9 protein-coding genes, 1 tRNA gene and 2 other RNA genes are annotated in these 11,787 nt (G+C 47.6%); 7 read left to right on the forward strand and 5 right to left on the reverse strand.

Features of this window, described 5'->3' with window-relative positions:
* Window positions 1-64: 64 nt before the first annotated feature.
* Both DW47_RS0106445 and DW47_RS0106450 read right to left on the reverse strand, forming a co-directional pair.
* Complete coding sequence (locus tag DW47_RS0106445) at window positions 65-1,705, reverse strand: ABC transporter substrate-binding protein (RefSeq protein WP_029685579.1); 1,641 nt, start codon at window positions 1,703-1,705, stop codon at window positions 65-67.
* Window positions 1,706-2,162: 457 nt separating this feature from the next.
* Entirely contained in the window at window positions 2,163-2,816 is a 654-nt protein-coding gene (locus tag DW47_RS0106450) for a YchE family NAAT transporter (RefSeq protein WP_241430694.1), read from the reverse strand.
* Between the two features lie 365 nt (window positions 2,817-3,181).
* Between DW47_RS0106450 and adhE the strand changes: the two genes are divergently transcribed.
* Window positions 3,182-5,860 (forward strand): bifunctional acetaldehyde-CoA/alcohol dehydrogenase, encoded by a 2,679-nt coding sequence (gene adhE / locus DW47_RS0106455; protein WP_029685581.1) that lies wholly within the window; start codon window positions 3,182-3,184, stop codon window positions 5,858-5,860.
* Window positions 5,861-5,932: 72 nt separating this feature from the next.
* On the opposite strand, the gene DW47_RS0106460 is transcribed toward adhE, so the two are convergent.
* Window positions 5,933-6,544, reverse strand: a complete 612-nt coding sequence (locus DW47_RS0106460; RefSeq protein WP_029685582.1) for a thymidine kinase — start codon at window positions 6,542-6,544, stop codon at window positions 5,933-5,935.
* Between the two features lie 244 nt (window positions 6,545-6,788).
* On the opposite strand from DW47_RS0106460, the gene hns reads away from it, so the two are divergent.
* Window positions 6,789-7,196: a histone-like nucleoid-structuring protein H-NS gene (gene hns, locus DW47_RS0106465; protein ID WP_029685583.1), complete on the forward strand. Its 408-nt coding sequence runs from the start codon at window positions 6,789-6,791 to the stop codon at window positions 7,194-7,196.
* Between the two features lie 415 nt (window positions 7,197-7,611).
* Here the strand turns inward: hns and galU are convergent, their stop codons facing one another.
* Together galU and rssB are read right to left on the reverse strand one after the other, a co-directional pair.
* Window positions 7,612-8,511: a UTP--glucose-1-phosphate uridylyltransferase GalU gene (galU, locus tag DW47_RS0106475; RefSeq protein ID WP_029685584.1), complete on the reverse strand. Its 900-nt coding sequence runs from the start codon at window positions 8,509-8,511 to the stop codon at window positions 7,612-7,614.
* 168 nt (window positions 8,512-8,679) lie between these two features.
* Window positions 8,680-9,696 carry a two-component system response regulator RssB gene (gene rssB, locus DW47_RS0106480; RefSeq protein WP_029685585.1) on the reverse strand — a complete coding sequence of 339 codons (1,017 nt, stop codon included), beginning with the start codon at window positions 9,694-9,696 and terminating at the stop codon, window positions 8,680-8,682.
* A 215-nt stretch (window positions 9,697-9,911) separates the two neighbouring features.
* On the opposite strand from rssB, the gene DW47_RS0106490 reads away from it, so the two are divergent.
* The 5 genes from DW47_RS0106490 to DW47_RS16910 form a co-directional block, all read left to right on the forward strand.
* Complete coding sequence (locus tag DW47_RS0106490) at window positions 9,912-10,373, forward strand: YchJ family protein (protein WP_029685586.1); 462 nt, start codon at window positions 9,912-9,914, stop codon at window positions 10,371-10,373.
* A gap of 45 nt (window positions 10,374-10,418) precedes the next feature.
* The gene (gene purU, locus DW47_RS0106495; RefSeq protein ID WP_029685588.1) at window positions 10,419-11,267 is read left to right on the forward strand and encodes a formyltetrahydrofolate deformylase; all 849 of its coding nucleotides are present in this window, start codon (window positions 10,419-10,421) and stop codon (window positions 11,265-11,267) included.
* 144 nt (window positions 11,268-11,411) lie between these two features.
* Window positions 11,412-11,496 (forward strand) — tRNA-Tyr (locus tag DW47_RS0106500).
* A gap of 40 nt (window positions 11,497-11,536) precedes the next feature.
* A non-coding RNA gene (locus DW47_RS16905) (RtT sRNA) lies at window positions 11,537-11,661 on the forward strand.
* Between the two features lie 40 nt (window positions 11,662-11,701).
* A non-coding RNA gene (locus DW47_RS16910) (RtT sRNA) lies at window positions 11,702-11,787 on the forward strand; the annotation flags it as partial.

The raw sequence follows: 11,787 nt of genomic DNA on the forward strand, positions 1-11,787 counted from the left end.
GATTGCTTCACTGCCGTTGCCGTGAAACCGGTCAGCACTCCTGGCTGACCGGCTGCGGTTAAAATTAATGCTTAATGATGTATAAGTTTTTATCGTAGATATGGTCGAGAGGATCGTTACCGGTGAAGCCTCCCACATACGGTTTCACTAAGCGGGTACTGGCGTAGTAGAACACCGGAACAATGGCAGAGTCCTTATCCAGGATCTGTTCCGCTTTCTGATAATCGCTAGCACGCTGGCCACTGTCGGTGGCGTTGGAGGCATCTTTCAGGGCCTGATCAAAGGCCGCACTGCTATAGAAAGCAGTATTATTGCTGTCGCCGGTCTGCATGGTGTTCAAGAAAGCACTGGGTTCGTTGTAATCTCCGCACCAACCAGCACGAGCCATCTGATAGGTACCCTGATGGCGAGAATCGAGGTAGGTTTTCCATTCCTGATTAACCAGCTGAACATTTACCCCAAGGTTCTTCTTCCAGATAGAGGCCGCAGCAATCGCCAGTTTTTTATGGAGGTCAGAGGTGTTGTACAACAATTCAATGGTCAGCGGATGATCAGGACCATAGCCAGCTTCCTGCAGCAGCTTTTTCGCTTCCGCATTCCGCTGTGTCTGAGTGAGTTTATACCAATCAGGCTTCGCCACATCGATTCCATGGGTCGCCGGGTCAGTCAAGCTGTAGGCCGGCGTTTGGCCCTGGGCCAACACTTTGTTGACGATAATATCGCGATCCAGACCCAGTTTGAATGCGGTGCGGATCCGCGCATCATTAAACGGCGGCTTTTTATTGTTTAGCTCGTAAAAATAGGTACACAGATAAGGCGTAACCCGTAAATCCTGTGGGTTGTCTTTTTTCAACTTGCGAAACAGCTCAATCGGCAGGTTGTTATAAGACATATCGCTGCCACCGTCTGAATAGAAACGGTTAACGTCCGTCACTTCAGAATCGATTGGCAGGAAAGTCACTTTATTGATAACCGTCGCTGCGTTATTCCAGTATTTCGGGTTACGCACCACCACAATACGTTCGTTGACGATATGATCCTGCAAGGTGTAGGCACCGTTACCGACCCAGTTCTTTGGCAATGTCCATTGGTCACCGTATTTCTCTACCACCGGTGGGTAGACTGGCGACAGTGCTGGATAGACCAGTAATTGGTCAAAGAATGGTACGGGTTTGCTGAGTGTCACTTGCAGGGTATGATCATCCAGGGCTTTAACCCCTAATTGATCAGGGCTTTTCTTGCCGGCGACAATGTCATCCACGTTTACAACATGACCATAGGCAAGATAACTGGCATAAGGCGATGCGGTTTTAGGATTAACCAGACGACGCCAGCTATAGACGAAATCCTGGGCAGTAACCGGCTGGCCATTAGACCATAAGGCATTTTTACGCAGATGGAAGGTCCAGACTGTAGCGTCTTTATTTTCCCAGCTCTGTGCAACCCCGGGTACCACTTTACCTTGCGGATCAACGATAGCCAGCCCCTCAAGGAGGTCATAGCTGACATAGGATTCTGGGGAGCCTTCAATTTTGTGCGGATCCAGTGACTGTACCTCACCGCCATTGCCTCGAATGATCTCTTGTTTAGCGGCTAATACCGTTCCCTGAGGAACATCTGCTGCCTGGGCTGTCGCTACCGCCATCTGACTGAGGGCAAGTAGAATACCTGCAGTAAGGATGTTTTTGTTTGGAGAATTTCGCATCTTAACTGGCTCCATTATTGTTGTGATGTGTGTGTGCGGCGTGTAAGGGTCGCCAAGCTATGAAAACCGCTACCTACAGCTGCCCTCTTTTAGTAGTTTATTTTTTATACAAACTTAGTTTATTGCACAAATAAAAGTCGGTAACTGATGGTAGATTTACCTATGACTTCACAAATTGAAACATAATTAGTGAAGAAACATTATTTCCACAATAAAAAACTATCCTATGCATGAACTATGCCAATAAATGTTACTAAGTATGTTTCACATACCGTAGGGGAACTCAGATAGCGATGTTATTCCTAAATCTATTTAGCGAGCAGACGCTATTGTTCAGAAAACACACTTATGAAAGGTAGGCAATTATTACTAAAAGGAATGAAGGTGAGCCATAGTGGTGCAACATCACCATAATGGCGCTCCATTATGGTGATGGCGTAAATCGTTACGAATTAAGTTAATGCAGAACCGACAAGCCAGGGAATAACGCGCGAATACCGGTAACAACAAATTCAATACCTAAGGCCATTAACAATAAGCCCATAATACGGGTTATTACGTTAATGCCTGTTTGGCCGAGTACGCGGGCCATCACAGGGGCCGCACGAAACAGTAACCAGCAACAGGCCGCAAACAGTGCGATAGTCACGGAAAAACAGAAAATATTGAGCAGCGAATGGTAACGGGTGCCCCAAACAATTGTTGAGCTAATAGCTCCTGGGCCTGCCATCAATGGCAGCGCCAAAGGCACCACCCCGAGGTTTTCATGGGAACCCGCTTCCGCTTTCTCCTGCTTATTCTGCTTATCTTCCCCGATTTTACCGCTGATCATCGACATGGCGATGGTGACGACTAAGATCCCACCCGCAATGCGGAAAGAATCAATCGAAATCCCGAACAGCGCCAAAATGCTGTCTCCCAACAAAAGAGAGACCCACAAAATAATCGCCACCGATAAGTTAGCGGTTAAGTTGGTCTTATGACGCTCTGCCGGCCCCTGACTACTGGTCAGACTAATAAAGACCGGAATGATCCCCACTGGGTTAACCAGTGCAAAAAGTCCGATAAAGAATTTAATATATGTCGGAAAATCAGACAAAAAAGATGACAATGACGACCTCATGTTCCGAGAGTAAGGAAAAACGATAAGTATAGACATCTGCCTCTACCAGTAAAAGAGCTATAACCTAAACTATCAGCCCTCTCTACGTTTTTTGTTCTGATACAGCCACAGCATCGCCCCAACACAGATACCACTTATTGCTTCTTATAGCCACTCTGCGATGCAGCTCACACTTATCTCTGCTGAATGGTGTCAGCTTCACCACCGGTTGATCTGCATCAGTGAACCGCTTGTCACCGGTCGCTACGATGACCTCAAGCCGCAGACTCCCTGATGTGAAATCCTTTCAGTAAACATACCTGCCTGGCAGCAGGCCGGTTTACTAAAAGTTTCATTTTCCTCAGGAGCACACCATGACCGTCACTAATTCCGAACAACTGAATGCTCTCGTTGAGCAGGTAAAACAGGCACAACAGCAATATGCCGGTTTCAGCCAGCAGCAGGTTGATAAGATTTTTCGTGCTGCAGCACTGGCTGCTGCAGATGCACGAATACCGCTGGCAAAAATGGCTGTTGCCGAGTCTGGAATGGGTATTGTCGAAGATAAAGTCATCAAAAACCACTTTGCCTCGGAATATATTTACAACGCCTACAAAGATGAAAAGACCTGCGGTATTTTGGAAACCGATGATACTTGGGGCACACTTACCATTGCAGAGCCCATCGGCATTATCTGTGGAATAGTCCCGACCACCAACCCCACGTCTACCGCTATATTTAAAGCATTAATCAGCCTCAAGACACGCAACGGTATTATTTTCTCCCCTCACCCTCGGGCCTGCCAAGCGACCAATCGGGCAGCCGAGATCGTCCTACAGGCTGCCGTTGCCGCCGGTGCACCGGATGGGATCATTGGTTGGATCGATAAACCCTCGGTGGAACTTTCCCACCAGTTGATGCATCACCCGCAGATTAACTTGATCCTCGCCACCGGGGGGCCTGGTATGGTCAAGGCTGCCTACAGTTCCGGTAAACCCGCCATTGGCGTCGGTGCCGGCAATACACCGGTAGTGATTGATGAAACGGCTGATATCAAACGAGCGGTCGCCTCCATTCTAATGTCTAAAACTTTTGATAATGGAGTCATCTGTGCATCGGAGCAGTCAGTGATTGTTGACCGTAAGGTATACCCTCTGGTCAGAGAACGCTTTGCCAGCCACGGTGGATATCTGCTGCAGGGCAAAGAATTACAGGCCGTACGCAACGTTATCCTGAAAGACGGTGAGTTGAACGCCGCTATCGTGGGCCAACCTGCCACCCGTATCGCTGAACTGGCTGGCATTACCGTCCCAAGCTCCACAAAAATTCTCATCGGGGAAGTCACACTGGCTGATGAATCAGAAGCCTTTGCCCATGAAAAACTCTCACCGACGCTTGCGATGTACCGCGCAGAGAATTTCGATGATGCCCTGCTTAAAGCAGAGAAATTGGTTGAGTTGGGTGGCATTGGTCACACCTCCTGCCTGTATACCGACCAAGATAATCAGCCGCAGCGTATCCGAGAGTTTGGTGAGAAGATGAAAACTGCGCGGGTGCTGATCAACACGCCAGCCTCACAGGGAGGTATCGGGGATTTATATAACTTTAAGCTGGCCCCATCATTGACACTGGGGTGTGGTTCCTGGGGCGGCAATTCAATCTCGGAAAATGTCGGACCTAAGCACCTCATTAATAAAAAAATAGTCGCTAAACGGGCGGAAAATATGTTGTGGCATAAACTTCCAAAATCTATCTATTTCCGCCGAGGTTGCCTGCCGGTAGCATTGGAGGAAATCGCCTCTGACGGCGCACGGCGTGCGTTCATCGTCACTGACCGTTACCTATTTAACCATGGCTATGCGGACCAAGTGACACGAGTTTTAAAAGCTCAAGGGGTCGAGGTCGAGGTATTTTCGGAAGTCGAAGCTGATCCTACCCTGAGTGTTGTTCGCAAAGGAGCTGAACAAATGAGCGGCTTCAAACCGGATGTGATTATTGCCCTTGGTGGCGGATCACCGATGGATGCCGCCAAAATCATGTGGGTAATGTACGAACACCCAGAAACCCATTTTGAAGAGCTAGCGCTGCGATTTATGGATATCCGTAAACGCATCTACCGTTTCCCAAGAATGGGGATCAAAGCGCGCCTGGTGGCTATCACCACCACCTCAGGTACCGGTTCGGAAGTCACCCCTTTTGCGGTGGTAACCGATGACCTCACCGGTATGAAATACCCGTTAGCCGATTATGCCCTGACACCAGATATGGCTATTGTTGATGCTAACTTGGTCATGGAAATGCCACAGTCATTGTGTGCATTTGGCGGATTAGATGCCGTTACTCACGCCCTAGAGGCCTATGTGTCGGTGCTAGCCAATGAATATTCTGACGGCCAGGCTTTGCAGGCATTGACGTTACTGAAGGCACACCTACCCGACAGTTACCACCAAGGGGCTCGTAACCCGTTAGCCCGTGAAAGAGTGCACAACGCCTCAACATTGGCCGGTATTGCCTTTGCCAATGCTTTTCTTGGGGTCTGCCACTCTATGGCCCATAAACTGGGCTCTGAGTTCCATATTCCCCACGGACTGGCTAATGCTTTATTAATCTGCAACGTTATCCGTTATAACGCTACGGATAACCCCACAAAACAGACCGCATTCAGCCAATATGATCGTCCACAGGCAAGACGTCGTTATGGGCAAATCGCCAAACATTTGGGACTGGGCACAGCAGAAGATCGAACCGGGGCACGGATAATCGCACTGTTAGAGTGGCTGGAAGCTTTGAAAAAGGATCTGGGGGTGCCCGCGTCGATTCGCGATGCCGGCGTGGCAGAGACGGACTTCTTAGCTCGTCTTGATAAACTGGCAGAAGATGCATTTGACGATCAGTGTACTGGCGCCAATCCCCGTTACCCTCTAATTTCCGAGCTCCGCCAGATATTACTGGACAGCTATTACGGTCGAGCCTATCAAGAAGTCTCTGACATTACTGTGCCTGCACAGCAGAACTCGACGCCAACCAAGACCAAGAAAACCGCGAAAAAATGATAACCGCCACCGCCTTAGGCGGTGGCGTCAATTATTTGAAATCAAGCCGGTGTACTCACCGGCCTGTTATTTTCAGGGATGGTGACCAAATACGGCGCTGCTGCTGCCCTGTTCTATTGCCTGCCAGTAGTGTTTACGGCACACCGAAATATAACGCTCGTTACCGCCGATCACGACCTGTTCTCCTTCCTTAAATGGCTTTCCTTGACTGTCCAGTCGCAGTACCATTCCAGCTTTACGCCCGCAGTGGCAAATGGTTTTTAGTTCCACTAATTTGTCCGCCCAAGCTAAAAGGTATTGGCTACCTTCAAATAATTCACCGCGAAAGTCAGTTCGAAGGCCATAACACAACACTGGAATATCAAGATTATCTGTCACATCTGTTAGCTGACGCACTTGAAGACGAGTCAGAAATTGACTTTCATCAACGAGAATACAGTGTAGATGTTCCTGCCGATGTAACTCGGTGATCTGTTCCAAGATATCGGTTTGCGGAGTATAGGATCGGGCTTCCGATGACAGACCAATCCGTGAGCTGACTTTCCCATGACCAAAACGGTTATCAACTTCCGCAGTGTAAATCACTGTTTTCATGCCGCGCTCTTGATAGTTATAAGAAGACTGCAGCAGTGAAGTGGATTTACCGGCATTCATTGCCGAATAATAAAAATAGAGTTGTGCCATAGATAGGTCTCAGCTCAGTATCAGTAATGGCGGCTATATTAACATAACCTTTGACCGCAAGGGTGCTCAGACAAGCAAGGTTAGAGGTTATTTATCCCATTTTTATTTGTTGTCATCGGCAGATTTCTGTAAATAAGTAATATAAGCTACCGATCCCTCTTAACGAATGAGTTGCAGTAAAATTTAGCTGAGACTATGATTATATTTTCCAGCATAACATCATTTAAATTGTGAGAACCGGACAATGAGCGATGTCATTAAATCGTTAAATAATATTCGTACACTTCGTGCCCAAGCCAAAGAATACAGCATTGAAACTCTTGAAGAGATGCTGGAAAAATTCGAAGTAATTGTTAATGAACGACGTGAAGAAGAATCTCAAACAGCCGCCCAGAATGCAGAGAAACAACGTAAGCTGGAACAATATCGCGAAATGTTAATCGCCGATGGTATTGACCCTAGTGATCTGTTGCAGGCGGTAGAAGAGGCGAAACCCGCCATCAAAGCACGTCGTGCTGCTCGTCCACCAAAATATCAATACACTGATGAACAGGGTGAAGTCCGTACATGGACTGGTCAAGGACGTACCCCCGCAGTGATCCGTAAGGCGATGGAATCCGAAGGTAAAACGCTGGAAGATTTTGCACTCTAAGCTGTGATGTCCGGTGGTTAAAGATGCACACTCAGTAAGCAGGGTTACGCCTGCTTTTTTATTACTCCGAACCACCTGCCCCGCTATACTTCTGGTTAATCATTTCCCTGTTCATCGCTCTGACTCACCACATTCGCAATCCCTCGGCTAACTCCGCGGTGACGACAATAATATCGAAAAGCGATCACCTTATCATGAAAGTGGATTATTTAAGGGTCTTTCAGACAGCAGCGATGATGAAAGATACTTTTCTGGCTACCCCAGTGCAACGACCCAGGAACATTATAATAGAAATCGATGGGATGAATGAACGCATTGGAAACGTGTTTTCCCTTGGTTGATAAGGGATCGGAGAGTAGCCATTAAAAAAGGCGATAATAACATCGCCTTTGATCACCTGTTAGATACCGCTCAATCAGTCAACGGTTTTATGTAACCAAGCTTTAAAGTCTTCACCTAAAACTGGATGACGCACGCCATATTCGACGAATGCCTGCATGTATCCCAGTTTGTTACCACAGTCATGACTGCGACCCTTAAGGTGATAAGCTTCAACGGTTTCTTTTTCCATCAGCATAGCGATAGAGTCCGTCAGCTGGATTTCACCACCAGCACCCGGAGGTGTTTTTGCCAGTAATGGCCAGATGTCCTGAGACAGCACATAACGCCCTACTACCGCCAGATTTGACGGTGCTTCAGCCGCTTTAGGTTTTTCAACCACACCGACCATAGGTGCGCTATCGCCAGCTTTCAGTTCTGCGCCTTGGCAATCAACAACGCCGTAAGCCGTCACGTCAGCCACTGGTTCAACCATGATCTGACTGTTTCCGGTTTCATCAAAGCGTTTTAACATCTCAGCCAAGTTATCCTGGTTAGGGTTAGCGTCATATTCATCAATAATAACGTCCGGCAGAATAACAGCGAACGGTTCATCACCGACTAATGGATGTGCACACATCACCGCATGACCCAGACCTTTAGCAACGCCCTGACGTACCTGCATAATGGTAACATGAGGAGGACAGATACCTTGAATCTCATCCAGCAGCTGACGCTTAACGCGTTTCTCCAGCATGGCTTCCAATTCAAAGCTGGTATCAAAATGGTTTTCGATAGAGTTTTTAGAAGAATGGGTGACCAGAATAATTTCATTAATTCCAGCAGCAATACATTCATTGACTACGTACTGAATTAGTGGTTTATCCACCAGCGGCAGCATTTCTTTAGGAATGGCTTTTGTAGCTGGTAACATTCGGGTACCTAATCCCGCAACAGGAATTACCGCTTTTTTAATGTTCGATTTATGAGCAGACATCAACATACCTCAAATAGGGGTCAGGTAAACCCGGAATTTAGTGTTCAGGACACAGACAGTATAACAGTTCCCGGCAAAGGAAAATCCCCGCCGGTTAATTTGTTATAAATTTAGGACTTATACTAATCATTGATGCGCAAAAATAATTGATTGTTCACTCATCTGCCGTTAGTGCTCTGTAGCAAGCATAATATTCAACCGCCCACCGGCACCAGAAACTACGCACTCGCAAGCACTTAGGTGAAAACTATGCTGGCTCGCGTGGATCTTCTCAAATGTTCCCGCCGGAGGTCCGGATTCTAATACTCGGGTTTTCCCGTCAAAAGTGAGGGCTGCGTGCAATCCTGCAGGGATGACTAACAGATTATGCTGCTGCTTATTATAATAGCCGATCAGCAACGGAAATTGCCCAGACATTCCGGCATCTTTAATTAGCTGATTAATATCATGCAAAATACTATTAACAGCTGGCAGCGACTGGTTGTTATCGGAGACTTTGTGTCGCAACAACTCACTGAACATGACCCGCAACAATAAGGCGGCCATAACGCCATTGTTGCCAGCGCGTGTGACATCAAGAATATAGAAACCCAATTGATGCTCTGACAAGGCGGCAATATCAAACACCAAGCCGGGTTGCTGGGTACTGGTCAATTGACGGTAATTGATCCGCATATCTGCCAAAGTCTGACGGATCGGCGGCTGAAGTTGTTTTAATAACTGCACTGCTTTTTCTGGCTGACGGATCAGAGTATCCCAGCCCTCGAACAGCTGTTCATCTTCGCGACTCGGCGATGAAAACATCATCGGGTATAAACTTTCCAATAACACATCTTGCAGACGCTGGATATCATCCAAAGGTTTTAGGATCACATCCTGAACCCCAAGTCTTAGCATGCCGGCAATTTCAGAGACCTTCTGACTGGCTGTGGCAATAATGATGGGCAGCTCACACCCCTCACGGCGGACCTGTCGGACAAATTCGGCACCATCCATGACTGGCATCTCTACATCGCAGATGATCAGGTCGACGGGTCGTTGTACCAACATCTCTAGTGCCCGTTGACCATCTGTCGCCAGCAATGTCTGTGCGCCCATACTTTCCAAAATAGCCTTCAGTGACGATGAAAACACCGCTTCATCATCCACTATCAGGATCAGTTTTCCGGATAATGTATTGCTCATACTAAACCTTGTTGTTATTACCTGTGAACTGCTTCCCCCTGATCAGGACTCCCTTCCCGACAACCTCAAGATGGTCCTGCAAATACTCGCCTTTGCCAACGTGACAATTGGCCATTCAACTGTAGTATAGTTCAACCTTGAACATTTCACTGTCAGCGCTGTGCTTTACCCTGCTGAATTGAAGCCTGAACCCGTAGTCATTTCTCGGAGATAATGTGTCAACTCAAACCTGTCCTTGCGGCACCCTTAAACCTTATACCAGTTGCTGTGGTCGATACATCAGCGGAGAACAGGTCCCGCCGGATGCAGAAGCACTGATGCGCTCACGCTACACGGCCTATACGCAACAAAACAACGACTGGTTACTGGCTACCTGGGACCAAAGTCAGAGAACACCGCAATTGAGTGCCGCCTTGCAGGCTGATAGCAGCCAGACACAGTGGTTGGGGCTGAATGTTATCTCACATAATCATCAAAAAGATAGTAATGAGGCCTTTGTCACCTTCTTTGCCCGTTACCGCGATAATGAACACACATCAGCAATTTATGAACGTTCTCGCTTTCTCCTCAGGGAACAAGACTGGTACTATATTGACGGTGTTCACCTGCAGGCAGGCCGTAATGAGACCTGTCCCTGTGGCTCAGGAAAAAAATATAAAAAATGTTGTGCTTCCTGAAAGCGCACCCAAGACTGATATTTGATTCGACAGGATACTCTGCAAATGCAAGCCCAGACATTACAAAAAAAAGTTCTCAGAACAATCTGCCCTGATGCCAAGGGTCTGATCGCTAAAATCACCAACATTTGTTACAAGCATGAGCTGAATATCGTGCAGAACAATGAGTTTGTTGATCATCGCACTGGGCGCTTTTTTATGCGTACCGAGCTTGAAGGGATTTTCAACGACACCACCCTTCTGGCGGACCTCGACAGTGCGTTACCTACCGGTTCGCTCCGTGAGCTGACCCCTTCTGGACGCCGCCGTGTGGTGATTATGGTGACCAAAGAAGCCCATTGCTTGGGTGATCTACTGATGAAAAGCGCATTCGGTGGCTTGGATATGGAGATTGCTGCAGTTATCGGTAACCACGAAACGCTACGCTCACTGGTCGAACGCTTTGATATCCCATTTGTTCTGATAAGTCATGAGGGTTACACCCGTGAAGAGCATGATATGCGAATGGCAGATGAGATTGAGCGCTACCAACCAGATTATGTGGTATTGGCTAAATATATGCGGGTACTGACGCCGGAGTTTGTTAAACGTTTCCCAAATCAGATCATCAATATTCACCACTCCTTCTTGCCCGCTTTTATCGGTGCCCGTCCTTATCATCAAGCTTACGAGCGTGGTGTTAAAATTATCGGTGCTACCGCGCACTACGTGAATGATAATCTGGATGAAGGGCCGATCATTATGCAGGATGTGATCCATGTTGATCATAGTTTCACTGCTGAGGATATGATGCGTGCCGGACGTGACGTCGAGAAAAATGCCCTAAGTCGTGCCTTAGACAAAGTGTTAGCTCAACGCGTATTTGTTTACGGTAACCGGACAATTATTCTTTAATATCGGGCAGATAATAACCACCCTCTTTCTTTTGCGTGTAAAAAACAGGCAAACGGTGCGTAAAGGCCGTTTTGCCTGTTTACAGGATAAAAGGTTCTGTTATTATGCACCCCGCTTCGCCGCACAGCGCAGCGTTCAAAATTAGGTGGGATTCCCGAGCGGCCAAAGGGAGCAGACTGTAAATCTGCCGTCACAGACTTCGAAGGTTCGAATCCTTCTCCCACCACCATTTCAAATGACACTTCATCCGAAAATTCATTCTCAATAAAGTATATTCTCCACGGAGAAGGACGAGAACCTTCGACTAAGGTTCGAGCCGAACACTGTGAGGCAACGTGCGTCAGCACGGCCCGTAGGGTGAGCCGCCAGGCGAATCATCCTTCTCCCACCACCATTTCAAATGACACTTCATCCGAAAATTCATTCCCAATAAAGTATATTCTCCACGGAGAAGGACGAGAACCTTCGACTAAGGTTCGAGCCGAACACCGTGAGGCAACGTGCGTCAGCACGGCCCGTA

Origin of the sequence: Tatumella saanichensis (assembly GCF_000439375.1) — a bacterium.
Lineage (GTDB): Bacteria > Pseudomonadota > Gammaproteobacteria > Enterobacterales > Enterobacteriaceae > Tatumella > Tatumella saanichensis.